Below are 24546 nucleotides of genomic sequence, written 5' to 3' on the forward strand. Positions count from 1 at the left end.
GAGCCATGACCGGCGTTTCCACCCTCGACCGTCCCCCGCAGCCCGCGGCACCCACCCGCTACACCGTCACCCTCGCCCGCGACGAGGCCGACGTGCGTGCCGCCCAGCGGCTGCGGCACGACGTCTTCGCCGGGGAGATGGGGGCCCTGCTGACCACCGCCGAGCCGGGGTACGACGTCGACGCCTTCGACGCCTACTGCGACCACCTGCTCGTGCGCGAGGAGGTGACCGGGCAGGTCGTCGGCACCTACCGGCTGCTGCCGCCGGAGCGGGCCGCGGTCGCCGGCCGGCTCTACTCCGAGGGCGAGTTCGACCTGGCCGCGCTCGACGTGATCCGGCCCGGCCTGGTCGAGGTCGGCCGCTCCTGCGTCCACCCCGACCACCGCGACGGCGCCGTCATCGGTCTGATCTGGGCCGGCATCGCCCGCTACATGACCGACCGGGGCCACGAGTGGCTGGCCGGCTGCTGCTCGGTGCCCCTCGCCGACGGCGGCGCCCTCGCCACCGGCACCTGGGAGCGGGTCCGGACCAAGCACCTGGCACCCGAGGAGTTCCGGGTCCGGCCGCTGCTGCCCTGGACCCCGAGCGCCGCGGCCCCCGCCGCCCGCACCGAACTCCCCGCCCTGCTGCGCGGCTACCTCCGGCTGGGCGCCTGGGTGTGCGGCGAGCCCGCGCACGACCCCGACTTCGGGGTCGCCGACCTGTACGTCCTGCTGTCGATGCGCCGGGTCGACCCGCGCTACCTGCGGCACTTCCTCTCCCTCGTCCCGGCCTGATGAGCGTCTGGCTGCCCACCGCGCCCTGCACCCCGGGGGCCTGCCTGGAGCCGGTCCGGGCCGCCGCGGCCGTACCCCGTGCCGTGCTGCGGCTGACCGCGGTCGCCGTCCTGCTGCTGGCCGGGATCGCGCTGTCCCCACTCGGCGGGAGGATCCCCGCCGAGTGGGTCAGGCGGTGGTGCCGGATGATCGTGCGGGCCATCGGGGTCCGGGTCCGCGTCACCGGCGCCGCCCCGCCGGCCGGCGGGCTGCTGCTGGTCGCCAACCACGTCTCGTGGCTGGACATACCGCTGCTCACCGCCGTACGACCGGCCCGGATGCTGGCCAAGACCGAGGTCCGGCGATGGCCCCTGGCGGGCGCGCTGGCCGCGCGCGGCGGGGCCCTGTTCATCGAGCGGGACCGGCTGCGCGCCCTGCCCGGCACGGTCGCCGAGATCGCCGGCGCCCTGCGCGCGGGCGCGGCCGTGACCGCGTTTCCCGAGGGCAGCACCTGGTGCGGCCGCGCCCACGGCCGCTTCCGCCGGGCCGTCTTCCAGGCCGCGCTCGACGCGGGCGTGCCCGTCCAGCCCGTCGGACTGCGCTACCGGCGGCAGGACGGCGGGCCCGGCACCGCGGCGGCCTTCGTCGGCGAGGACACCCTGCTGGCCTCCCTGTGGCGGGTGGCCCGGACCCGCGGCCTGGTCGCCGAGGTGCAGGTCCAGCCGCTGATCCGGCCGGGCACCCACTCCGACCGCCGCGCCCTCGCCCACGCGGCCCAGCCCACCGCACCCGAGCCGGCCTGGACCCACGCGGCGCTGGTGTCGAGCGCGCTGGAGGGCCCGCACGGCCGGCCCCGCACAGGCGTGCACGAGGGCCGGACGGAGGTCCTCCGGCTCCCGGCGCGGTGACCGTGGCGCGGTGTCGAACGGCACCCGCACGATCCCGTCGAGGCCGATGCCCAGGGTCCGGTGCGGCTCGGCGGGCGAACCCGGGCGGTGCGAGCCGTGCGGTGCCGCAGCACACGATCAGCCGGTCCGTGCGGTCCGGGACCACGTCCTCCCGATCGTGCCCGGTGACCCGTCCGCCCCCGTGGGGCACCGCTCAGGGCATGACCCGCGCCAGATAGGGCGCCGTCGCGCTGCCCTCCGCGCGGGCCACCCGGTCCGGTGGGCCGGCCGCCACGATCCGGCCGCCCCGGTCGCCGCCGCCCGGGCCCAGGTCGATCACCCAGTCCGCGCCCGCGACCACCGTCATGTCGTGCTCGACCACGACGACGGTGTGCCCCGCGTCGACCAGCCCGTGCAACCGGTCCATCAGGACCTCCACGTCGGCCGGGTGCAGACCGGTCGTCGGCTCGTCCAGCAGGTACAGGGTGTGGCCCCGGCGCCCGCGCTGGAGCTCGCTCGCCAGCTTGATCCGCTGCGCCTCGCCGCCGGACAGCTCGGTCGCCGGCTGGCCGAGCCGCAGATAGCCGAGGCCCACGTCGAGCAGGGTGGAGAGGCTGCGGGCGGCGGCGGGGGAGTCCGCGAAGAACTCCGCGGCGGCCTCCACGGTCAGGTCGAGCACGTCGGCGACGGTCCGCCCCCGGTACGTCACCTGGAGCGTCTCGGGGTTGTAGCGGGCGCCACCGCAGTCCGGGCAGGGCGCGTAGGTGCTCGGCAGGAACAGCAGTTCCACGCTGACGAACCCCTCGCCCTGGCAGGTCTCGCAGCGCCCACCGGCCACGTTGAACGAGAACCGCCCGACGCCGTACCCACGCTCCCGCGCCTCCCCGGTGCCGGCGAACACCTTCCGCACGACGTCGAACAGGCCCGTGTAGGTGGCCAGGTTGGAGCGCGGGGTGCGTCCGATGGGCTTCTGGTCGACGCGGACCAGCCGCTCGACGCCGTCCAGGTCCTCCGTCAACTCGCCGACGAGCGTGGACTTCCCGGACCCGGAGACACCGGTCACCGCGGTGAACGCGCCGAGCGGGAACTCGGCCGTCACCTCCCGCAGGTTGTGCCGGGTCACCGGTCCCACCGTCAACCAGCCGCGCGGCGAGCGGACTTGGCGCGGCGGACCGGGCGACTCGTCGAAGAGGAACACGGCCGTCGCCGACTCCTCGACCGAGGCCAGCTCGGCGACCGGCCCGCTGTACAGCACCCGTCCGCCGTGCTCGCCCGCGCCGGGGCCCACGTCGACCACCCAGTCGGCGCCGCGCACCACCTCCAGGTGGTGCTCCACCACGAACACCGAGTTCCCGGCCGCCTTCAGCCGGTCCAGCATGGTCAGCAGGGCCTCGGTGTCCGCCGGGTGCAGCCCGGCGGACGGCTCGTCCAGCACGTACACCACACCGAACAGCCCGGACCGCAACTGCGTGGCGAGCCGCAGCCGTTGCAGCTCGCCCGCCGAGAGGGTGGGGGTGGCCCGGTCCAGGCTGAGGTAGCCGAGCCCCAGCTCGACCACCGGCGCGATCCGGGAGGTGAGGTCGGCCGTGAGCACCCGGGCCGTCTCCGTGCCGGTGCCGGCTCCGAGCAGTCCCGCGAGGTCGGTCAGCGGCAGCGCGGCCAGCTCGGCGACGGTCCGCCCGCCGAAGGTCACCGCGAGGGCCTCCGGCCGCAGCCGGCTGCCCCCGCAGGCGGGACAGGGCGCGCTGGTCAGGAAGCGCTCCGCCTTCGCCCGCAGGGTCGGCGACCTGGTGTCGGAGAACGTCTTCAGGACGTACCGGCGGGCGCTCATGTAGGTGCCCTGGTACGGCCGTTGGATGCGGTCGGCGTCCCGGACCGGGTGCACGGTGACAACCGGCTGCTCGTCGGTGAACAGGATCCACTCGCGCTCGCGGGCGGGCAGTTCCCGCCAGGGCCGGTCCACGTCGTGGCCGAGCGCGTCCAGGATGTCCCGCAGGTTCTTGCCCTGCCAGGCGCCCGGCCAGGCCGCGACGGCACCCTCCCGGATGCTCAGCGAGGGGTCCGGGACCAGCAGCTCCTCGGTGGTCTCGTGCACCTGTCCGAGGCCGTGGCACGTGGGGCAGGCACCGGCCGCCGTGTTCGGCGAGAACGCGTCCGAGTCCAGCCGCTCGGCGCCGGGCGGGTAGGTGCCGGCGCGCGAGAACAGCATGCGCAGCGAGTTGGAGAGGTTGGTGACCGTGCCCACCGAGGAGCGCGAGCCGGGGGCGGAGCGGCGCTGCTGGAGCGAGACCGCGGGCGGCAGCCCGGTGATCTCACCGACCCTGGGCGCCCCCACCTGGTGGATCAGGCGGCGCGCGTACGGGGCGACCGACTCGAAGTACCGCCGCTGCGCCTCGGCGTAGACCGTGCCGAACGCCAGGGACGACTTGCCCGAGCCGGAGACTCCGGTGAAGACGGCAAGGACGTCCCGCGGGATGTCCACGTCGACGCCCTTGAGGTTGTGCTCGCGGGCGTCGCGGACGCGGACGTACGGGTCATGGGGGCTGTGCATCGGGGGGATACTCCAACCGCCCCCGTGCGCTAGACCTGCGGAGGGTTGTCCCGGTCCTGCGGCCGGGTGCCGAACTCGTCGCGCAGCTTGTCCTGGCCGGTGTCGACCTGCGACTGGTACTTGTTCCCGGTGCGCTGGTCGATGTAGTCGCCGCCCTTGTCGATGCCCTTGTCGGCCATGCCCTCACGGCCCTTGAGCATGCCCTTGATCTTGTCCTTGAGGGACATGGCAGCCCTCCTCGTCGCTAGGGGTTCGCTCTCCCAGGGTCACCGGCCCGGGCCGGGTTCGCATCTCGGGCGGGTCACCGGGCCGGCGCGAAGAGCGCGGCGAGCCGCCGGTGGGAGTCGAGCAGGGCCGTACGGTCGTAGGTGCTGGTGGTGACCAGCACCTCCTCGGCGCCCGTCTCCTTGAGCACGGTCTCCAGCTCGTGGGCGACCTGGTCGGCGGTGCCCGCGATGTGCCCGGCGAGCCCGGACGCGTAGAAGTCCCGTTCCTTCGCGGTCATCGCGCGGATCTCCACCGCCTCGGCGGGGGCGAGGGGCGGGAAGGTGCCGTGCGTGCGGGAGTACGCCATCGCCCAGGCCTCGGGGACCAGCAGCCGGCGCGCCTCGGCCTCGGTGCCGGCGACCGCGACCGTGCCGGAGATCACGACGTACGGCTCGGACGCCCAACGGGAGGGGCGGAACAGGGAGCGGTACCGGTCGATGCCGCGCAGCATCTTCTCCCGGCTCCGCAGGTCCCCGATGACCAGGGGCAGTCCCGCGCGGGCCGCGATCCGCGCGCCCTCGCCCATGGCCAGCACGAACGGCGGCACGGTCAGGCCCTCCGCGGGGCGGGCGTGCACCCCGGTCGGCGAGCTGCCCGTGAACCAGTCCAGCAACTCGCCGAGCTGCGCCGCGAAGTCCTCCGCGTCGCCCTTGTCCCGGCCGAGCGCCCTGCGCACCCCGTCCGTGAAGCCGACGGAGCGGCCGAGTCCCATGTCGACACGGCCCGGGAACAGGGCCTCCAGCACCCCGAACTGCTCGGCGACGACCAGGGGGCGGTGGTTGGGCAGCATGACCCCGCCGGTGCCGACCCGGATGGTGCGGGTGGCGGCGGCGACCGCGGCGGCGAGCACGGTCGGCGCGGAACCGGCGACACCCGGCACGCCGTGGTGCTCGGACACCCAGAACCGGTGGTAGCCCAGCGCCTCCGCCTCGCGCGCCAGCGCGACGGTGTCCCGCAGCGCCTCGGCGGGCGGGTGGCCCTCGCGGGTGCGGGAGCGGTCGAGGACGGAGAACCGGGTCCGGCTGATCACTGTGCTGCTCACACCAGGTTTCAACACCGTGGCGGGCCCGGGATTCCCGCGGCCACACACGGTGGGTGCGCGGGTACGCACCGTACGGCCCGGCCGGGCGTGCCGTCCGCCGGCGACGCACCCCCGGACCGGGCCGGGGGCTGGTTAGGGTGGTCGGTGTGACCGACAGCAGCACGCGCCCGCTCGCCGTGTTCGACCTCGACAACACGCTTGCCGACACCGCCCACCGCCAGCACTTCCTGGAGAGCCGGCCGCGGAACTGGGACGCGTTCTTCGCCGCCGCACCCCAGGACCCGCCGATTCCCGAGGGCGTGGCGCTGGCCGTGGAGAGCGCCCGTGCCTGCGAGGTCGTCTACCTCACCGGCCGCCCCGAGCGGTGCCGCCGGGACACCCTGGACTGGCTCGCGGCCCACGGGCTTCCCGAGGGGCCCGTGCACATGCGGGGCGACGCCGACCGCAGGCCCGCCCGGTTCACGAAGCTGGCGATCCTGCGCCGGCTCGCCCGGGACCGGGAGGTCCGGGTGGTCGTGGACGACGACGAACTGGTCTGTGCCGATGCCGAGCGGGCCGGGTTCACCGTCGTACGGGCGCGCTGGGCAGCGAAGTCGGCCGCGCTGGAAGAGGCGCAGGAGCGGGACGGGCGTACCTGAGGAGCGCCCGAGCGGACGGGCTCAGTCGCCGTCCTCCAGGCGGAAGCCGACCTTCAGGCCCACCTGGTAGTGCTCGACCCGGCCGTTCTCGATCTGGCCGCGGATCTGGGTCACCTCGAACCAGTCCAGGTTGCGCAGCGTCTGGTCGGCGCGGGCGATGCCGTTGCGGATGGCCTGGTCGACGCCCTCGTGCGAGGTGCCGACGATCTCGGTGACCCGGTAGGTGTGGTTCGACATGCGGGTGCTCCTCTCGTGTCACGCCGTACTCCACCGTGCCGTATCGGCGCTCCGCGCGCACGGCGTCGCGGCCCGGCCGGGGGCCGGCCCTTGACCTCCGCATTGGTCCATACCAAAATCCAGCACACCCGTACGAGCCGTGCGCTCGTCCCCCCACGTCGGGCCCCCACCCCTGTCCCCGCACTCCCGCCAGACAGAACAGGACCCCTCGTGAGACGTCGTCTGCTCGCCCTCATCTGCGTCACCGGCTCGCTCGTCAGCGGCTGCGGGATGCTCCCCGGCGACCACGACCGCAAGACCGTGACCGTGTGGCTGATGAAGGGCAGCGCCTCCGGGGAGTTCCTGCGGCGGTTCACCGAGGACTTCGAACGCACCCACGACGATCTGCGGCTGGACATCCGCATCCAGGAGTGGACCGGCATCGTCGACAAGGTCCGCGGCGCGCTCAAGGCCGACTCCGGCGACGGCCCCGACGTCATCGAGGTCGGCAACACCCAGGTGCCGCTGTACGCGGACGGCGGCCGGCTCGTGGACCTGACCCTGGAGTCGATGCGGGACTGGGACAAGGAGAAGTGGCTGCCCGGTCTCGCCGAGCCCGGCAAGGACGGCAACAAGCAGTACGGCATCCCGTGGTACGCCGCCAACCGCGTCGTCATCTACCGCAAGGACCTGTTCGAGCAGGCCGGCATCACCAGCCCGCCGAAGACCCGCGACGCCTGGCTCGCCGAAACGGAGAAGCTCGACTCCGGCGGCAACCAGGGCATCTACCTCGCCGGGCAGGACTGGTACACGCTCTCCGGCTTCATCTGGGACGAGGGCGGCGACCTCGCCCGGGAGAAGGACTACGAGTGGCAGGGCACCCTGGACACCCCGGCCGCCCTGCGCGGCATGGACTTCTACCGCCGGCTCCAGGCACTGGGCGAGGGACCCGTGGACGCCGACGAGGAACACCCGCCCCAGGCCGGGGTGTTCGCCGGCGGCAAGGTCGCACAGATCGTCGCCGTACCCGGGCTCGCCCAGGCGGTCGTCCGGCAGAACCCGGACCTGAAGGACAAGCTCGGCTTCTTCCCCGTCCCCGGCCGGACCGCCGGGCGGCCCGGCACGGTCTTCACCGGCGGCTCGGACCTGGTCGTCCCGCGCAACACCGACGACCAGTTCGCCGCGACCGCCGTCGTCGGGGCGCTCACCGGCGCCAAGTGGGACACCGAGCTCGCCCGCACCATGAACTACGTGCCCAACAAGACCACGCTGGCCGACGCGGTCGGGAGCGAGGAGGGGGTCGCCGCCATGGCCGCGGGCGCGGCACACGGCAGGGCGACCCCCAACACCCCTCAGTGGGCCGACGTGGAGGCCGACAACCCGATCAAGGAGTACATGACCCGGGTGCTGGGCGGCGCGGACCCGGCCACCGAGGCCCGCCGCGCCTCACGGAAGATCACCGAGGCGCTCGCCCCGAACGTGGGCTGACCGGGCGCACCGGCTCACCGCACCACGCTCAGCGACAGCGCGAACCGGCCCTCGGCGTCCGTCCACCAGTGGGTCAGCTCCAGACCGGCCGCGGCCAGTTCGCCGGTCACGCCCTCCTTGCGGAACTTGGCCGACACCTCGGTGCGCAGCTCCTCGCCCGCCGCGAAGTCCACGGCGAGGTCCAGCGCGGGCACCTTCACGGTCTGCGCGGTGCGGGAGCGCAGCCGCATCTCGATCCACTCCCGCTCGGCGTCCCAGAGGGCCACGTGGTCGAACGCGTCCGGATCGAAGTCGGCGCCCAGTTCCCGGTCGACCACGGCCAGCACGTTCTTGTTGAACGCGGCCGTCACCCCGGCCGCGTCGTCGTACGCCCGGACCAGCACCCGCTCGTCCTTGACCAGGTCCGTGCCGAGCAGCAGCCCGTCGCCCGGGGCGAGCAGCGCGCGCACGGAGGCCAGGAACCGCGCGCGTTCGGCGGGCAGCAGATTGCCGATCGTGCCGCCGAGGAAGGCCACCAGCCGGGGCCCCGGCGTGCCGGGCAGGGTCAGCGGGGCGGTGAAGTCGGCGATCAGCGCGTGGACTTCGAGCCCGGGGCGCTCCTCGATCAGGGCCTCGCCGGCCTGGGTGAGGGCGCTCTCGCTGACGTCGACCGGGACGTACGCCGACAAGGGGAGCGCGTCGATCAGATAGCGGGTCTTCTCCGAGGAGCCCGAGCCCAGTTCGACCAGGGTGCGGGCACCGCTCGCGGCGGCGATCTCACCGGACCGGGCGGCGAGGATCTCCCGTTCGGCGCGCGTGGGGTAGTACTCGGGCAGTTCGGTGATCCGCTCGAACAGCTCGCTGCCGCGGGCGTCGTAGAACCACTTGGGCGGCAGCCACTTGGGAGTGGCGGTGAGGCCGTGCAGGACGTCGGCGCGCAGCGCGGCGTCCGTCGCGTCCTCGGGAAGCGTGCGGGTGACGTGCAGGGGGCTCAACGGCAGGGCTCCTTCGGTGATCGGGGTGCCCCCGCTCGGGCGGAGCCGAGCGCGGGGGAGGCCGCCGGGTCCTCCAGCGGCGCGAGCAGCACGCCGGCGCGGCTCGCGGTGAGCACGGTGCGGTCGGGGACCTCCTGCCAGAGCGGGTCGTCGTCGTACGGCTCGGAGGCGACGACCGTGCTCCGGCCGGGCTCCGTGCGGTACCAGAGCGAGTCGCCCCAGGCGGTGGCCGTGATCGTGGCCCCGTCGGTCAGCAGCAGGTTGAGACGGGAGGCGGGGGCCGCCCGCGCCAGTTGGCGAACCGTTTCGCCTATGGCCTGGTCCGGTTCCTCGCCGCTGCGCAGCCGGTGCAGGACCAGCGCCCAGACGAACGCCGAGTCGGTACGGGCCTGGAGCGAGAGCAGCTCGACCGGCGGCAGCGCGGACACCAGGGGCGCCGCCGCGTCCGGCCAGCCCGCGACCGCGCCGTTGTGGCTGAACAGCCACCGCCCGGACGCGAACGGCGCCGCGGCGGCCTCGGCGTCCGCCCCCGCGAAGGTCGCGTCCCGGACGGCCGCGAGCACGGCACCCGAGCGCACCACCCGGCACAGGTCGGCGAAGGACAGGTCGGCCCAGACCGGCCCGGCCCGCCGGTAGCGCGCCGGGACCGGGTCCTCGGAGGCGTACCAGCCCACCCCGAACCCGTCGGCGTTGACCGTGCCGTGCCGCTGCCGGCGCGGCGCCCACGACTGGCGGAACAGACTGTGCGGGGGTTCCATGAGGACCCGGCCGAGCGGCTCCTCGGGCCCGAGGTAGGCGAGGTGACGGCACATCAGACCTTCTCCGAGCGGGCGGTGCGGAACCCGGAGAAGATCTGCCGGCGGATCGGGTAGTCCCAGTTGCGGAAGGTGCCCCGGCAGGCCACCGGGTCCACGGCGAACGAACCGCCGCGCAGCACCTTGTACTCGGGGCCGAAGAACACCTCCGAGTACTCCTTGTACGGGAACGCCCGGAAGCCCGGGTACGGCAGGAAGTCGCTCGCCGTCCACTCCCACACGTCACCGATCAGCTGCCGCACCCCGAGCGGAGAGGCACCGGCCGGGTAGCTCCCGGCGGGAGCGGGCCTGAGGTGCCGCTGGCCCAGGTTGGCGTGTTCCGGTGCCGGGTCGGCGTCCCCCCACGGGTAGCGCCGCGAGCGGCCGGTGGCCGGGTCGAAGCGGGCCGCCTTCTCCCACTCCGTCTCGGTGGGCAGCCGCCGCCCGGCCCAGCGGGCGTAGGCGTCCGCCTCGTACCAGCACACGTGCAGCACCGGCTCGTCGGGCGGGACCGGTTCCGTGATCCCGAACCGGCGTCGCAGCCACTGGCCGCCGTCCCGCCGCCAGAACAGCGGGGCGGAGACGGCGTGCTGCCTGATGTGCGCCCAGCCCTCCGGTGACCACCAGCGCTCGGTGTCGTACCCGCCGTCCTCGATGAACGCCTGGTACGCCGCGTTCGTCACCGGGGTCGTGTCGATCCAGAACGGCGCCACCTCGCGCGGGTGCGCCGGGCGCTCGTTGTCCAGCGCCCAGGGCTCGCTGGAGGTGCCCATGGTGAACGGGCCGCCGGGGACCAGGACTTCGGCCGGCCCGGTGAACAGCGGGGCCGGCTCCGGGTCCGGGGCGGTCAGCGCCCGCGGGCCCTTGCGGAGCTGATGAGTGATCAGCATGGTCTCGTCGTGTTGCTGTTCGTGCTGCGCGATCATGCCGAAGGCGAAGCCGGCCTCGGTCAGCCGGGTGCCGTGGAAGTCCGCCGTCTGGAGCAGGTCCAGCGCCCGGCCGCGCACCTCCGCCGCGTACCGGCGGGCCTCGGCGGGCGGCAGCAGCGGAAGGGTGGGGCGCTCGGCACGAGGGTGCTCGAAGGCGTCGTACAGGCTGTCTATCTCGGGCCGCATCGCCTCCCGGCCTCCGACCGCCCGCAGCAGCCACAGCTCCTCCTGGTTGCCGATGTGCGCCAGGTCCCAGACCAGGGGCGACATCAGCGGCGAGTGCTGGGCGGTGAGGTCGGGTTCGTCGACGCAGGAGGTCAGCAGCGTCGTGCGGTCGCGGGCGGTGGTGAGGGAGGCCAGCGCGCGCTCCCGCAGCGCCTCGGCGTCCGTCTCGGCCGTCGGGGTCTCGATGTCGGTCTCGGGGGCGGTCATGTACGGATGTCCTTCCTCCCGTGGGCGGTGCGGGTGCCTCCGGCCGGGCCGGATCCGGACGCGGGCGGCGCGGTCACGGGCAGCCGGTCCAGCAGGTCGTCGGCCGGGCAGCGGCCCTGGGCGACATAGCGGTCCCGGTACGCCGCCACGGCGTCGGTGACCCGGGCGGTGGCGCCGAGCCGGGGCAGCGCGTCCAGGGCCGCCGCGAAACAGACGTCGGCGGCCTCGCGCAGCTCCGGGTCGGCGAGCCCGAACCGGGCCGCGTCGACCCACAGGGGGTTGTGCGGGGCGGGCAGGTTCAGGGCGCGTTCGCCCAGTGGTTTCACGGTCCGGTAGGCGGTCTCGGCGGCCTCCGGGTCGTCGAACAGCGCCGCCGTCACCGCGAGCGGCACGATCCAGCCGTCCTCGCCGGGCTGGGCGTCGATCATGCGCAGTTCCAGGTGGCCGCGCGGCCGGACCGGCGGGAACAGCGTGGTGAGGTGGTAGTCGAGGTCCGCCCGGGTGGGCGGCCGGGGCGAACCGGAGCGGGTCCACTCCCGGAAGGTCAGTCCCTCGGGCACCTCCCAGGGCCCGTGGTCCCGGCGTACGCACATCACCGGTGCGTCCAGCACATGCCGGGCCCAGGCGGCCCGCGGCTCGCCGTCCAGCGGAGGAGCGCCGGCCCGGCCGGCACCGATCTCCGTCCACACCAGCTGCCGGGTGGACTGCCAGCCCGTGGGGCGGCGGCCGATCAGCGGCGAGTTGGCGAACGCGGCCACCAGGACCGCACCCAGCTGGTGCGCCAGCCACCAGCGCCGGGCGTGCCCCAGCGGGCCGGGCTCCTCGTGGCCGGCGTCCACACAGACCTGGACCGACGCCGAGGCGCACATCATGTGCCGGCCGGCCGGACCGGCGCGGTCCAGGCAGGTCTCCATGGCGTCGTAGCGGGGCTCGTGCAGGAATCTGCGGGGTGCGTGCCAGGGATCGTGGCCGATGCCCGCGAGGCCGAGACCGTCCTGCGCCAGCACGGCCCGGACGGCGTCCAGGTCGGCGGAGACGGTGTCGACGCACTCCATCAGGGAGGCGGCGGGCGGCGAACTCAGCTCCAGCTGGCCGCCGGGTTCGACGGTGAGCGCCGATCCCAGGGGTACGGCCCGCACACGTGCGTAGGCCGCTTCGAGTCGTTCGGGTGTGACCGGGAGCTGCGGCAGCTCCAGCGGGTGGACGAGCCACTCCAGCTCGACACCGAGGGTGCGGGGCGGTCCGGTCTTGAAGCAGATGCCCCGGACCAGGGCCTCCACCTCGGCCTCGGTGACGGCGGTGCGGTGCTCGGTACAGTCACCGCCGTCGCTCTGCGTATGAGACATGTCGGGATCCTCCTGAGATTCCACCATGCCACCGGCCCCGGGTGCGGGCCGGGCAGGCACTCGTCCCACCCAAGACCTTCGCACCGATTCGCACAAGGGTGCCAGTCGGGACGTTCCGGATGCGTCACCTCCGTTTCCTTGTGCGTTTCCGGGCCGTTGCGGCGCGTGGAAACTCCGTTGCACCGCATCACCAGCATCGCCCAGGATGCGTCCATGAGCACGACGGGGGAGACCGCACGGGCCGCGGTCACGGCGCCCACGGGGGTGGCGCCGTGAGCGCGCGCCTGCGCGGGATCGCCGAGGAAACGGAACGTATCGTGGCCGCGGGCCGGTATCGCGCGCCGGACGGCCGGGAGGTGTCGCTCGCCGAATCCGTGCAGGCCGCGCGGGCGGGCACCCGGATGTTCGGTCCCTCCCCGGTGCCGGTGACACCGGCGAGCGGAACCGGTGTCGTGGTCGAGGTCACCGGCGAGAGCAGCCTGGAGGCGGCCCACCGGCTCGCCGACGCCCCTGTCGCCGTCCTGAACTTCGCCTCCGCCCGCAATCCCGGCGGTGGCTACCTCAACGGCGCGCAGGCCCAGGAGGAGGCCCTGTGCCGCGCCTCCGCGCTGCACACCTGCCTGCTGACGGCCCGCGCCTTCTACGACCATCACCGCGCCGACCGCGATCCGTTCTACTCGGACCGCGTGATCCACTCCCCGGCCGTCCCCGTCTTCCGTGACGACCGGGGCCGGCTGCTCTCCGAGCCGTACCTCGCGGGCTTCCTGACGGCCGCCGCCCCCAACGCGGGCGTGATCCGGCGGACGGCGCCGGAGCGGGCCGCCGCGCTCCCGGCAGCCCTGGCCGTACGGGCCGAACGCGTCCTGGAGACGGCCGCGGCCCACGGCTACCGGCGGCTGGTGCTCGGCGCCTGGGGCTGCGGCGTCTTCCAGAACGACCCGGCGCAGGTCGCGGGAGCCTTCCGGACGCTGCTGGGGCCTGACGGCCGGTTCGCCCAGACGTTCGAGCACGTGGTGTTCGGAGTGCTGGACCGGACGCCGGGGACGGCCGTACGGGGGGCGTTCGAACGGGCGTTCCCGGAGTCGGTGGGGGTCTAGCGGGACGAGTTCAGCCGTGGCGTTGGGCCGGTGGGCCGAGGGCGGTCAGGTCAGGTCCCACGGTCAGGTCAGGTCAGGTCCCACCGCTCGTTCCGTGGGCCGGGGGCGGTCAGGTCCAGCCGTAGCGCTGGTGCAGGCGTTGGCGGACCAGGTTGAACCGCATGCGGTCCAGTGCGCACGCCTCCCGGCGCATGCCCTGCTCGTGCAGCCGCAGCACCCGGTCCACGTCCACCCACGAGTCGCGGCCCGACCGGTCCCACGGCCCGCTCCCGATCGCCACCCACTCGCGGTCCCCGTCGTGCCGCTTGCTGGACAGCTGTACGGCGAGCAGGGTGCCGGCCGCCTCCCGGGCCACCACCAGCACCGGGCGGTCCTTGCCCCGGCCGTCGTTCTCCTCGAACGGAACCCAGGTCCACACGATCTCCCCGGGGTCCGGGTCGCCGTCAGGGGCCGGGGAGTACTCGGTGCGCACCCGGCCGACCTCGCGCGGGTCGGCCTCGGTGGTGGCGTGCGGGCCGTGCCGGCCGGGGACGTTCTCTTCGGTAAACGTGCTCACGGAGGCACCCTAGTGGTCCGCGCAACTCGGCTCTCGGGCAGGTGGGTTACCGCGGGGTGGAGCGGGTGTGCCGGGCCGGTGCGGAGGAACCGGGGTGCTGGAGCGGTGCCGTGCCCGTCGGGCGTGCGCCGATCCGCATGCCGGGGCGCCGGCCGTGCACCGTCAGATAGGTCAGCCCGGACTCGCCGGCGGTGATGCTGCGGGCGGCGCCGTGCGGCAGCCAGACGAGGGCGCCCTCGGCGAGCGCCTCCACCGCCTCCGCGGAGCCGTTGCCGAGCGTGCCGTGTCCGGCGACGACGAGGACCAGCACGTCCAGTTGTGCCTCGGTGTGGGCCGTGATCCGCCCGCCCGGAGCCAGCCGGACGACATTCGCGTCGAGCTGCCGACCGCTCTCCGCCAGCTTCCACAGCACCCCGGCCGGTGCCGGGGGCGTGTCGGCCAGCGCACGCGTGTCGCACAGCACGCGCGGGTCCGCCGGACGGCCTGTTGCTGCGGTGTCGGTCGCGGACGGCGACGTCATCTGGTGTTCCCCTCGGCTCTTCCGTATCCCGGGCCACGGTATCCGACCACTCTACAATTAATACATGTACGATTCGTGAAAATGGGCCTGGTGAGAGACGCAGGTGGGAGAGGGGTGTCCGGACGTGACCACGCGGGAGAGCCCGCGCCGCCGGGAGGTGCTGGAGGTGCTGCGCGCCGCGTCCGCACCGCTCGGGGTCGCGGAGGCCGCCGAGCGGATGGGGCTCCACCCCAACACCGTGCGGTTCCACCTGGACGCCCTCGTGGCCGACGGCCTGGTGGAGCGCCGAGCCGTGGCACCCACGGGACGGGGCCGACCCCGCACCGTCTACTCCGTGCGCCCCGGCATGGACCGCGGCGGCCGCCGCGACTACCGGTTGCTCGCCCGTATGTTGCTCAGCCGGTGGGCCGCATCCGCCGCCGACCCGGCCGGGGCGCGGGCGGAGGCGGTGGAGACGGGCCGGGCCTGGGGCCGCTTCCTGGTGGACCCCCTCCCGCCGTACGAGCCGGCCACGCCCGAGCGCTCGGTGGCCGCGTTGCTCGCCCTGCTGGACGGCCTGGGATTCGCGCCGCAGCCGGACGTGGAAGACGGAGCGAGCGGCGAGTCCGGCCGGACGCCGGAGAGGATCCGCCTGCGGCACTGCCCCTTCCTCGAACTCGCCGAGGAACAAGGCGGGTTGGTCTGCCCGCTCCATCTGGGCCTGATGCAGGGAGCGTTGTCGGAGCTGGGCGCCCCGCTGACGGCCACCGCGCTGGAACCGTTCGCCGAACCCGACTCCTGCGTCGCCCACTTGGCGAGGACCGCGCCCGGCTGAGCAACCGTCCCGCGCGGTCCACGCGCTCCGGACGCCTCACTCACCGAGCCCACCGCGTCCCGTCGAGCCGTCGCACCGCCCGCTGGATCGGCAGCCGTCGCACCGCCCGCCAGATCGGCAGCCTCCGCACCGCTCGCCGGATTCGCAGCCACCGCACCGCTCGTCGCACCAGCAGCCACCGCACCGCTCGTCGGACCGGCAACCACCGTGCCGCTCGCCGAAACCGCAGCCGTCGCACCACCCGCCGGGTCGGCAGCCTCCGCACCGCTCGCCGGATCCGCAACCGTCGTACCGCCCACCCCGATCAACCCCGCCGCCCCACCCACCCCGGCGGAGAAAGGCCCCGCATGAACACCACCGCCGCCGCCACCGCCGGCGCGGTCACCTTCGTCTGGCTCGGCATGGTGCTGGCGATCTCCTTCCTGGAGGCGCCGCTGAAGTTCCGTGCGCCGGGCGTGACGATCCCCGTCGGTCTCGGCATCGGACGGCTGGTCTTCCGCGCGCTGAACGCCGTGGAGGCCGTCCTCGCGGTCGTCGTGGTCCTCGCCGTCGCGCTGGGTGACGCCCCGGCCTCCGTCATCTCGTTGACCGCGGCGGTGGCGGCACTCCTCCTAGTCCAGCTCGCCGTCGTCCGCCCCCTGCTCAACCGCAGGTCCGACCGGTCCTCGCGGGAGAGGAACTGCCCCGTTCGCGCAGCCACCTGTGGTACGTGGCCCTGGAAGTCCTCAAGGCGGGCGCCCTGATCGCCCTCGGCGTCACCCTGCTCACGGCGTGATCCCGTAGGGTCGGTGCGGGTGGCCGCGAGGCCGGGACGCGTACGGGGGACCACGGAACATGCCGACACCCGAACAGATCTGGGCGGAAGCCGACCTGCCGGCCCGCCGGCTGGCCGGACTCGCGCTCAACCCGGCGGTGCCGCAGGACATCCTGCTCCGGCTGCTCGCCGACGCCCCGCTCGCCGTACGCATGGTGCTGTGCCGCGACCGCGAGCTGCCGGACGCCGTCGTCGACGCCGTGGTCGCGCACCCCGACCCGCGCACCCGTGGCTTCCTCGCCGTCAATCCGCACGCCGACCCCGCCCAACGCGCCCGTCTGGTCGATGATCCCCACTGGACCGTCCGCGCCCACCTCACCGAGGGCCCCTGGGTGCCCCTGCCGCACCGGCCGAGGCCGTTGCCCGACGACACCGTCGTACACATGATCACGACCTACGACGGTGAGGAGCCGCTGGGTTCGATCGGCTTCTGGCAGCAGATGTCATGGGGGCTGATCGACTCCCTGGCCACGCATCCGTTCGCCGAGGTCCGCCGCTGGGGCGTCGGCCAGTGGGCGTCGCTGTCCGCCGAGCGGCGGGACGCGCTGCTCGCGGACCCGGACGACGGCGTGCGCGAGCGGGCTCAGGCGCGGGCGCGGTGGGAGGACCCGGCGTGGGTGGAGAGCCAACTGCCCCCGAGGCCGTGTCACGCCCGCACCGACATCCTGCTCAACCGGGCCCTCAGTCCCGCCGTCGTCGCGGGCGTCCTCACCGCGCCGGCCCGCGAGGACGAGCGGGCGACGATCGCTCTCAACCCCACCCTCCCGGCCGACGCGGTGGCCCTGCTGGCCGCCGACCCGGACCCGGAGGTGCGGGAGCGGATCGCGGGCCGCGGCGACCTGCGGCCCGCCGAACGCCGCGCCCTCGTCTGCGACCCCGCCCCGGACGTGCGCCGGGCGGTGGCCCGCCATCCGGACCTCGGCCCCGAGGAGCGCCGTACGCTCGCGGCCGACCCGGATCCGGAGGTCCGGCTCGCGGTGTCCGTCCACCCCGCGTTCAGTGAGGAGGAGCGCGCCCGCATCGACTACCGGGCGCCGCTGGACCGTCCGTTCTGCTTCCACCCGGCGCCCCGGGTGCCCCGCGATCCGGCCGACGTCCGCCGGGACGCCCTCTCCGGGCACCCGCTGCTGCGCAGAAGGGCCGCACGGGAGCACACGCTGCCGGCCGGCCTGGTGGCCCGCCTCGCGGAGGACGACGACCTCGGCGTCCGCGTCCTGCTCGCCCAGAACCACCCGGACGCCCCGGCGGCACTGCTGCTGCGCGGCTTCCTGGAGTACAGCGGCCCGGAACGCGAACGCCTGCCCACCCTGCCGAACTTCCCGCGCACCGGGCTCGCCCCGCTCGCCGACCACGCCGACCCGCGGGTCCGCGCCCTGGTCGCACGGGACCCGGACACCGAGCCGGCCGTCGTCGAGCGGCTCACCCATGACCCCGACCCCGCGGTCCGGGCCGCCCTGGCCCGCCACCCGAGCCTTCCGTCCCCCCGGCTCACCGAACTCCTCGCCGACCCCGAATTCGCCCACGCCGCCGCGGCGAATCCGGCCCTCCACCCGGAGACGGTCGACCGGCTGGTGCACACGCGCGGCCGGGGCCCCTGGTGAGGGACCCCGGCCGCGCACAGCACCCCTTCCTCAGCCCTCCTGCTCCACGGCCACCTTCTGCGGCACAGGCGCCGCCACACCGTTGAGCGAGGGCGAACCCCCGTTCACCGGCTGCCCGTTGTCACCCATCGTGGCGAGCAGCTTGCGGGCGAGGCCCAGCCCCGTGCCGCCCATCGTGAGCGCCTTGGCGAACAACTCACCCATGCCGTCGGCGCCGTTGAGCAGCACCATGTTGTCGACATTGCCGAACGCCGACGCCCCCGCCTGGACGATCTCCGGCCACTTCTCGGCGAGTTGCTGGGCGACAACCGCCTCCTGGTTCTCCGCGAGGGCCGCGGCCCGGGCCTTGATGGCCTCCGCCTCCGCCAGACCCTGGGCCCGGGTCGCCTCGGCCACCGCCAGACCCTTCGCCTGCTGGGCGGCGGCCTCGGCCTCACCGGTGGCCCGGGTGGCGGCGGCGGTCGCCGCACCCCGGGTCTTGGTCGACTCGGCCTCGGCCGCGGCGGCGGCCTTCACCCGGGTCGCCTCGGCCGCCGCCGCCAGCTCCGTCTCCTTCGCCTTCGCCTGGGCCGCCGAGATCCGCGCGTCCCGCTCGGCCTCGGCCAGCGTCCGCTTCTCGTACGCCTTGGCGTCCGCCGGCTTGCGGACGTCCGCCTGGAGCTGCTGCTCCCGCCGGTGCGCCTCCAGTTCGGCGACCCGGGTCTCCTGCACGACGACCTCCTGCCGGGCCGCCGCCGCGGCGAGCGGGCCGGCCTGCTGGGCCTTCGCCGCCGCCTTGTCCCGCTCGGCCTGGTAGCCGGCCTGGAGGATCTCACTGTCCCGGGTGGCCTCCGCCATCCGCGCGAACGACTGCTGCTCGGCCTCCGTGGCCAGCCGGTTCGCCTCGGCCTGCGCGATCCGCGCGTCCCGCTGGACGGCCGCCGCGTGCGGCATCGCCAGGTTCTGGATGTACCCGGTCGGGTCCTCGATCTCGTGGATCTGCAGCGAGTCCACGATCAGACCGAGCTTCTCCATCTCCGTACCGCAGGCCGCCCGCGTCTGCCCGGTCAGCTTCTCCCGGTCGCGGATCATGTCCTCGACCGTCAAACCGCCGACGATCGACCGCAGATGACCGGCGAAGACGTTGTGCACCCGCTCCGACATCAGCTTCTGCTGGTCCAGGAAGCGGCGGGCCGCGTTCGCGATCGACACGAAGTCGTCGCCGACCTTGAAGATGACCACGCCCCGCACCTTCAGCGGAATGCCCTGGTGCGTCACGCAGTCCACATGCAGCTCGGTCTCGTTCAGGTCCAGCGACAGCTTGCGCACCGCCTGCACACCGGGCAGCACCAGCGTGCCGCGCCCGGTGACGATGCGGAAGCCCATGCCCTCCTCCAGGCCCTCGGTGCGGTGCTTGGACCCGGAGATGATGAGCGCCTCGTTCGGCTCGGCGACCCGCCACATCATCTTGAACAGACCGATCAACACGAGGACGGCAACGACGACCGCCCCCGCAACGACGCCGACAACCATCGGCATACGCCCCCTTTGCATGGTGCCCTCTCGGCACCGAACGAAGGGAGTGTGCGCCTGCCGGGAGCCCGGGTGAAGACGCCGGGGAATCCTTGTTGCAATCTTGACGCACACCGCCCTCACCTGGGGCGACGCATGCTCAACTGTCGTAGGCCGCCGTCACGTACACCGTCCTCGGCGGCAGGTGCTCCACCACCATCACGACCGTCCCCGTCGCGATCCGGCCCGTGCCGTCGGCCGGATAGGCGAGGAAGTGCTCCGCGCCGCCGCGCACGCGCACGATCACCTCGCCGACCAGACCGGGCCCGACCGTCCCCGTCACCCGCCCCATCAGCCCGACCATCGACGCGTCGTCCATGGCCCCAGCGTACGGGCGGAACGCCGTCACACGGCCGGAGTGCCGGCATCCGCGTCGGCGTCCGCGCCCTCCGGCGGCCACAGCTCGTGCCAGCGCAGGTCCGCCTCCAACTGTGCGGCCAGGGACACCAGGAGCGGCTCACTGTCGGCCGGGCCGAGCAGTTGCGCGCCCACCGGGAGCCCGGGGCCGGTGAACCCGGCGGGCACGTTCACCCCCGGCCAGCCGAGCACGTTCCACGGCCAGGCGTACGGACAGGCGGCGATGATCGCCCGGTCCGTGGCCAGCCCGCCGAGCCGGGACAGGGCGCCGATCCGGGGCGGGGGCATGGCGGTGGTCGGGGCGAGGATCACGTCGTACGACTCGAAGAAGGCGCCGATCCGCCGGTGCAGCACCGCCTCGGCGCGCCGGGCCGCCCGGAGCGGGGCACCGGCGAGCAGCCGGCCGAGCCGGGCCGCGCCCCGGGTACGCGGATCGAGCAGCGCCGGATCCGGTGCCTCCCGGACCCGCTCGGCGATCCCGGCGGTGGCCCGGGGCACGAAGGCCAGCCCGATCTGCCCGTACGGCGGATCGGCCTGCTCCACGACATGCCCCAACCTCGCCAGGCACTCGGCGAGTTCGACGACCCGGGAGCGGATCACCGGGTCCAGCCGGGCGGGTACGGCGGTGAACGGCGGCTTCAGCGACAGAGCGACGCGCAACCGGCCCGGGTCGCGGCCGACCGCGTCCGCCACCGTCAGCGCGGGCGGCCGGTGCGGGTCCCGGTCGTGGTTGCCGCTCGCCGCGTCGAGCAGCGCGGCGGCGTCGGCGACCGTACGGGCGAGGGTGCCGTTGACCGTGATGCCGTGGAAGGACTCGCCGCGCGGCCAGGTCGAGATTCGGCCGCGCTGCGGCTTGATGCCGATCAGGTGCGTCCAGGAGGCCGGGATGCGTACCGAACCGGCGCCGTCGGAGCCGAGCGCGGCCGGGACGAGCCCGGCGGCGACGGCGGCGGCCGAACCACCGGAGGACCCGCCGGGCGTGTGGTCGGTGTTCCACGGGTTGCGGGTGTCCCCGAAGGCCGGCCCCTCGGTGAACGGCCACTGCCCCAGCTCGCACGTGTTCGTCTTGCCGACGATCACCGCGCCGGCCGCGCGCAGCCGCCGGACCGCCTCCCCGTCGGCGGCCACCGGCGGGAACTCACCCCGGCAGCCGAACGCGGTCGGCTCGCCCGCCACGTCCATGTCGTCCTTCACCGCCACCGGCACCCCGAGCAGCGGGCGCCGCACCCCGGCGGCCAACTCCCGGTCAGCGGCGTCCGCTTCGGCGAGGGCGGCCTCGGCGCGCACGATCCGGAAGCAGTTCAGCGTCGACTGCGCGGCCTCGATCCGCGCCAGCGTCCGCTCCACCACCTCCCGTGAGGTCACCTCCCCCTCGGCGAGCGCACGCCGGGTCTCCACGAGTCCTGCGGCACGGTCGGGCGTCATGGACGAGCACCTCCGGGAGACTCCGGGCACGATGTCTACCGAACGGTAACGTCATGTCGGGGCGGGAGCGCGGTTTTCGGGCGGGTGTCTTCGGGCGGCGCGGGTCTCTTCCGGGGGACGGGGCGGTGTCCCCATGGCGGGGGCGGCCAGTCCTGTCCGGCGGACCGGGCACATACGGCCTGTCCGGCGGATCAGGGATGTACGGCCTGTCCGGCGGATCAGGGGCGGACCCGGACACGGCGGGCCGGTGGGTGGTCGGCGGGGACGACGCCACTCGTCACCAGTGCCTCGCCCGTGTCGGCGAACTCCCATCGGGCCGGGTACGCCCCTGCCCCGGACGGCCACTCGGCACGGACGACAGGACGGTCCAACAGGCGCCCGAACCAGTCGGCGCACCGCTCGGCCAGCTCCTCGACCGTGCCGGAGGCGCGGAAGAAGCCGCGCTCGGGCGACTCGTGCAGGTGGAAGAGCTGGTCGCGGACCTTCCCCGCGCGTACGTGAGTGCCGTGGAAGTGCACGGCCCACTCGCCGAGCACCACCGAGCGCGCCGCGTCGAGGAGGCACACGTGGACGAGCAGCGAGGACTCGTCCTCGGGCCGTGCGGCCCGGCTGGGAGCCCACGGCACCCGCCAGGCGGCGGCCCGGCCGCGCAGGGCCGCGAGGAAGGCGCGTTCCGCCTCGTCGAAGTCCCAGGGCTCCTCGCCGTACTGCTCCGGGTTCTCGGCCTCGAACCAGGTGTCGATGTCCACGAGGAGACTCCAGGACCGGGCGGGTCGCGCCTGGACGTCCGGTGTGTCGCCCGGTGAGCGCTCAAGCCAGCAGCCGTCGCAGCCACCCCAGGCGGGCCGCGCGGGCCGTGCCGGACAGGGTCGCCTCCGGGGCGAGGGCGTCGAAGCCGTGGCAGCCGCCCGGCCAGACGTGGAGTTCGGCCTCGCCGCCGGCCTGCCAGATCCGGGACGCGTAGTCGACCACCTCGTCCCGGAAGGTCTCCGCGGAGCCCACGTCCAGGAACGCCGGGGGCAGGCCGGACAGGTCGGTCGCGCGGGCCGGGGCCGCGTACGGGGAGACCTCGGGTCCGCCGCGGCGGTCGCCGAGCAGGGCGGTCCAGGCCGTCTCGTTCGCGGTACGGTCCCACACGCCCAGGCCGGCCATCTGACGGCTGGAGACGCTGTCGTTGCGGTCGTCCAGCATCGGGCACATCAGCAGCTGGCCGAGGGGACGCGGGCCCCGCCGGTCCCGGGCCAGCAGGGCCAGCGCCGCGGTGAGACCGCCGCCCGCGCTGGCGCCCGCGACGACGACCCGGTCCGGGTCGCCGCCGATCTCCCGCGCGTGCTCCGCGGTCCACACCAGCCCGGCGTACACGTCCTCGATCGGCGCCGGGTGCGGATGCTCGGGCGCGAGGCGGTACTCCACCGACACCACGACCGCGCCCAGCTCACGCGCCCAGGCCAGCGGTTCGGTGACACCCGCCCGGTTGGTGCCGGCCACCAGGCCGCCGCCGTGCACGTGGTACAGCACCGGCAGCGGGGCCGGGACGGGGGCGGCCGTCGGCCGGCACAGGAGGAGGGAGACACCGGGGGCACCCTCCGGACCGGGCACCGTACGGTCCTCCGCCTCGAACGCGCCGTCCATGGTCACGTCGACCAGTTCGAGGGCCGCGCCGCGCCGGGCGGCCTCGACGTCGGCCGGCGTCAACCCGGGCTCGATCACGCCCCGGAACGACTCCAGTACGGCGGCGAGTTCGGCATCGAACGGCGGGGGGACCAGGGACATGGCTCCTCCTGCTCCTTCCGTGAGTCGTCCGGCGGCCGGCCACGACGTACGCGGTCGTGACCGGTCATGACCGGTCGAGACCGATCATGAGCCGTCTACCCCCTATGGTCCGGAGCACGACCGGCCGGGGCCGGGAGCTGCCGCCGAAAGCTGGGGTGGCGGCGGTCCGTGCTGGTCGGCCCCCATGGCGACGACACGGGTGAGGGCCGGAGCCGTGGCGGCTCCGGCCCTCACCGGGAACGCGGGGCGCCGGTCCCGACGGGGAACGGCGGTACGACTCAGGCGGCGGCAGCGCCGACGTTGCCGTGCAGACGGGCGACGACCTCGGTCAGCTGGGCGGCGACCTCGGCGTCGTCGACCGGGTGGGTCTCGGCGAAGCGGGTGAGCGAGCCGGGGATGGACAGCTTGATGTCCTCGATCACCTTGCCGCCGGCGATGCCGACGGCCTTGCGGACCTCGTCCTGCGCCCACACGCCGCCGTACTGGCCGAAGGCGGTGCCGAGCACGGCGACGGGCTTGCCGCCGAAGGCGCCGGCGCCGTAGGGGCGGGACAGCCAGTCGATGGCGTTCTTCAGCACGGCCGGGATGCTGCCGTTGTACTCGGGGGAGAAGAGCAGGAAGGCGTCCGCGGCCTGGGCGGCGGCGCGCAGCTTGGCGGCGGCGGCCGGGACGCTGCCCTCGACGTCGATGTCCTCGTTGTAGAACGGGATCTCGGCCAGGCCCTCGTACAGCTCGACCTCGGCGCCCTCCGGCGCGAGCTTCACGGCCGCCTCGGCGAGCTGACGGTTGTGCGAACCGGCGCGAAGGCTGCCGACGAGCGCGAGGATGCGAACAGACATGGGAACTCCAAGGGGCTGAAACATCGCTGTCACGATCCGGACCGGGGTCCGTTTAAGTTTGTATCACCCTAAGCGGACCGCGGTCCAGTTTTGTTCCCGATGCTTTACGCTGTCGACATGTCCAGCGCTCTGCCGCCCTTCCCGAAGCCTGAGGAGCCCGTCCACACGCCCCGGTTGCTGGAGGTCGGCCCGGCTTCCGAGGAGCCGTTCCTGCGTGCCGACGCCGCCCGCAACCGGGCCCGGCTGCTGGAGGCCGCCGCCCGGCTGATCGCGGAGCACGGGGTGGCCGGGGTGACCATGGAGGCGGTGGCGGCGGCGGCCAACGTGGGCAAGGGCACGGTCTTCCGCCGCTTCGGCGACCGCACCGGGCTGCTGATGGCCCTGCTCGACCACTCGGCCAGGCAGCTCCAGGCCGACTTCCTGAGCGGGCCCCCGCCACTGGGTCCCGGCTCGCCGCCCCTGGAGCGGCTGCGGGCGTTCGGTGTGGCGGTGCTGTACCGCACGGCGGAGCAATTGGACCTCCAGCTGGCCGCCCAGCCGGAGCCGACCCGACGGTTCGCGCACCCGGCCACCGGGTCGCTGCGCATGCACGTCACGATGCTGCTGCGCCAGATCGTCCCGGACGCCGACTGCGACCTGCTGGCCCACACCCTCCTGGCCTCACTGGACCCCGCGCTGATCCACCACCTGACCCGGCAGTGCGACATGCCGATGGAACGCCTGGAATCCGGCTGGCTCGACCTGGTCGCCCGGGTGACCGGCACGGAGCCGCTGCGCTAGCCGGCGCCGGGCGGGCCGCGCCGGACCGTCCCGGCGGGCCGGACCCCCGCGAAGCCGATGGGGGCCGTGGAGCCGCACCGAGCCGTTGGGGCCGGGCGGC

Annotated in this window: 24 protein-coding genes and 1 pseudogene; 9 read left to right on the plus strand and 16 right to left on the minus strand. The window is 74.4% G+C overall.

The genetic code is table 11. The features are described 5' to 3' along the window. The first annotated feature begins 5 nt into the window (after positions 1-5). Both ACH4LD_RS11200 and ACH4LD_RS11205 read left to right on the plus strand, forming a co-directional pair. Positions 6-776: a GNAT family N-acetyltransferase gene (locus tag ACH4LD_RS11200; protein ID WP_398053943.1), complete on the plus strand. Its 771-nt coding sequence runs from the start codon at positions 6-8 to the stop codon at positions 774-776. Further along, a complete protein-coding gene (locus ACH4LD_RS11205) occupies positions 776-1663 on the plus strand; it encodes a lysophospholipid acyltransferase family protein (protein WP_398053944.1) in 888 nt (295 codons plus the stop codon). Before ACH4LD_RS11200 ends, ACH4LD_RS11205 begins: the two co-directional genes overlap by 1 nt. 193 nt (positions 1664-1856) lie before the next feature. Here ACH4LD_RS11205 and ACH4LD_RS11210 read toward each other — a convergent pair whose 3' ends face one another. The 3 genes from ACH4LD_RS11210 to ACH4LD_RS11220 form a co-directional block, all read right to left on the minus strand. Further along, complete coding sequence (locus ACH4LD_RS11210) at positions 1857-4193, minus strand: ATP-binding cassette domain-containing protein (protein ID WP_398053945.1); 2337 nt, start codon at positions 4191-4193, stop codon at positions 1857-1859. Between the two features lie 29 nt (positions 4194-4222). Next, positions 4223-4420 (minus strand): antitoxin, encoded by a 198-nt coding sequence (locus ACH4LD_RS11215; protein WP_132785553.1) that lies wholly within the window; start codon positions 4418-4420, stop codon positions 4223-4225. 74 nt (positions 4421-4494) lie between these two features. After that, on the minus strand, positions 4495-5502 hold the full coding sequence (locus ACH4LD_RS11220; RefSeq protein WP_398053946.1) for an LLM class flavin-dependent oxidoreductase: 1008 nt from the start codon (positions 5500-5502) through the stop codon (positions 4495-4497). A gap of 146 nt (positions 5503-5648) precedes the next feature. On the opposite strand from ACH4LD_RS11220, the gene ACH4LD_RS11225 reads away from it, so the two are divergent. After that, entirely contained in the window at positions 5649-6140 is a 492-nt protein-coding gene (locus tag ACH4LD_RS11225; protein WP_398053947.1) for a hypothetical protein, read from the plus strand. 21 nt (positions 6141-6161) lie between these two features. On the opposite strand, the gene ACH4LD_RS11230 is transcribed toward ACH4LD_RS11225, so the two are convergent. Beyond that, entirely contained in the window at positions 6162-6377 is a 216-nt protein-coding gene (locus ACH4LD_RS11230) for a dodecin (protein WP_132785556.1), read from the minus strand. A 210-nt stretch (positions 6378-6587) separates the two neighbouring features. Between ACH4LD_RS11230 and ACH4LD_RS11235 the strand changes: the two genes are divergently transcribed. Next, positions 6588-7844, plus strand: a complete 1257-nt coding sequence (locus ACH4LD_RS11235) for an extracellular solute-binding protein (RefSeq protein ID WP_398053948.1) — start codon at positions 6588-6590, stop codon at positions 7842-7844. A 14-nt stretch (positions 7845-7858) separates the two neighbouring features. Here the strand turns inward: ACH4LD_RS11235 and egtD are convergent, their stop codons facing one another. From egtD to egtA, 4 genes are read right to left on the minus strand one after another with little or no spacing between them, the layout of a single operon-like run. Continuing rightward, positions 7859-8818, minus strand: coding sequence for an L-histidine N(alpha)-methyltransferase (egtD, locus tag ACH4LD_RS11240; protein ID WP_132785558.1), 960 nt, complete (start codon positions 8816-8818; stop codon positions 7859-7861). After that, the gene (gene egtC / locus ACH4LD_RS11245; protein WP_398053949.1) at positions 8815-9630 is read right to left on the minus strand and encodes an ergothioneine biosynthesis protein EgtC; all 816 of its coding nucleotides are present in this window, start codon (positions 9628-9630) and stop codon (positions 8815-8817) included. Before egtC ends, egtD begins: the two co-directional genes overlap by 4 nt. Beyond that, positions 9630-10973 carry an ergothioneine biosynthesis protein EgtB gene (egtB, locus tag ACH4LD_RS11250; protein ID WP_398053950.1) on the minus strand — a complete coding sequence of 448 codons (1344 nt, stop codon included), beginning with the start codon at positions 10971-10973 and terminating at the stop codon, positions 9630-9632. The genes egtC and egtB overlap by 1 nt, the downstream gene beginning before the upstream one ends. Next, positions 10970-12319 (minus strand): ergothioneine biosynthesis glutamate--cysteine ligase EgtA, encoded by a 1350-nt coding sequence (egtA, locus tag ACH4LD_RS11255; protein ID WP_398053951.1) that lies wholly within the window; start codon positions 12317-12319, stop codon positions 10970-10972. The genes egtB and egtA overlap by 4 nt, the downstream gene beginning before the upstream one ends. Positions 12320-12591: 272 nt before the next feature. Here egtA and ACH4LD_RS11260 point away from each other — a divergent pair, with 272 nt between their 5' ends. Continuing rightward, positions 12592-13416, plus strand: coding sequence for a TIGR02452 family protein (locus tag ACH4LD_RS11260; protein ID WP_398053952.1), 825 nt, complete (start codon positions 12592-12594; stop codon positions 13414-13416). 109 nt (positions 13417-13525) lie between these two features. Here the strand turns inward: ACH4LD_RS11260 and ACH4LD_RS11265 are convergent, their stop codons facing one another. Then, positions 13526-13972, minus strand: coding sequence for a type II toxin-antitoxin system PemK/MazF family toxin (locus tag ACH4LD_RS11265; RefSeq protein ID WP_103813731.1), 447 nt, complete (start codon positions 13970-13972; stop codon positions 13526-13528). A 46-nt stretch (positions 13973-14018) separates the two neighbouring features. After that, a complete protein-coding gene (locus ACH4LD_RS11270; RefSeq protein ID WP_398053953.1) occupies positions 14019-14492 on the minus strand; it encodes a cupin domain-containing protein in 474 nt (157 codons plus the stop codon). Positions 14493-14616: 124 nt separating this feature from the next. Between ACH4LD_RS11270 and ACH4LD_RS11275 the strand changes: the two genes are divergently transcribed. The 3 genes and pseudogenes from ACH4LD_RS11275 (at position 14617) to ACH4LD_RS11285 (ending at position 17721) form a co-directional block, all read left to right on the plus strand. Further along, positions 14617-15306, plus strand: coding sequence for a helix-turn-helix transcriptional regulator (locus tag ACH4LD_RS11275; RefSeq protein WP_398053954.1), 690 nt, complete (start codon positions 14617-14619; stop codon positions 15304-15306). A gap of 347 nt (positions 15307-15653) precedes the next feature. After that, positions 15654-16081, plus strand: a pseudogene (locus tag ACH4LD_RS11280) (hypothetical protein). A gap of 59 nt (positions 16082-16140) precedes the next feature. Beyond that, positions 16141-17721 (plus strand): hypothetical protein, encoded by a 1581-nt coding sequence (locus ACH4LD_RS11285; RefSeq protein ID WP_398053955.1) that lies wholly within the window; start codon positions 16141-16143, stop codon positions 17719-17721. A 30-nt stretch (positions 17722-17751) separates the two neighbouring features. On the opposite strand, the gene ACH4LD_RS11290 is transcribed toward ACH4LD_RS11285, so the two are convergent. From ACH4LD_RS11290 to ACH4LD_RS11315, 6 genes are all read right to left on the minus strand, one after another. Beyond that, positions 17752-19239: a flotillin family protein gene (locus tag ACH4LD_RS11290; protein ID WP_132785567.1), complete on the minus strand. Its 1488-nt coding sequence runs from the start codon at positions 19237-19239 to the stop codon at positions 17752-17754. Between the two features lie 133 nt (positions 19240-19372). Further along, complete coding sequence (locus ACH4LD_RS11295; protein WP_398053956.1) at positions 19373-19591, minus strand: hypothetical protein; 219 nt, start codon at positions 19589-19591, stop codon at positions 19373-19375. A 26-nt stretch (positions 19592-19617) separates the two neighbouring features. After that, positions 19618-21054 carry an amidase gene (locus ACH4LD_RS11300; RefSeq protein ID WP_398053957.1) on the minus strand — a complete coding sequence of 479 codons (1437 nt, stop codon included), beginning with the start codon at positions 21052-21054 and terminating at the stop codon, positions 19618-19620. Between the two features lie 218 nt (positions 21055-21272). Next, on the minus strand, positions 21273-21803 hold the full coding sequence (locus tag ACH4LD_RS11305; RefSeq protein ID WP_398053958.1) for a hypothetical protein: 531 nt from the start codon (positions 21801-21803) through the stop codon (positions 21273-21275). Between the two features lie 61 nt (positions 21804-21864). Next, positions 21865-22827 (minus strand): alpha/beta hydrolase, encoded by a 963-nt coding sequence (locus ACH4LD_RS11310; protein ID WP_398053959.1) that lies wholly within the window; start codon positions 22825-22827, stop codon positions 21865-21867. Positions 22828-23105: 278 nt separating this feature from the next. After that, a complete protein-coding gene (locus ACH4LD_RS11315; protein ID WP_398053960.1) occupies positions 23106-23666 on the minus strand; it encodes an NAD(P)H-dependent oxidoreductase in 561 nt (186 codons plus the stop codon). A gap of 99 nt (positions 23667-23765) precedes the next feature. On the opposite strand from ACH4LD_RS11315, the gene ACH4LD_RS11320 reads away from it, so the two are divergent. Beyond that, complete coding sequence (locus ACH4LD_RS11320) at positions 23766-24446, plus strand: TetR/AcrR family transcriptional regulator (protein WP_398053961.1); 681 nt, start codon at positions 23766-23768, stop codon at positions 24444-24446. Positions 24447-24546 lie beyond the last annotated feature (100 nt).

It is taken from the genome of Streptomyces sp. NPDC017676 (genome assembly GCF_044329325.1).
Lineage (GTDB): Bacteria > Actinomycetota > Actinomycetes > Streptomycetales > Streptomycetaceae > Streptomyces.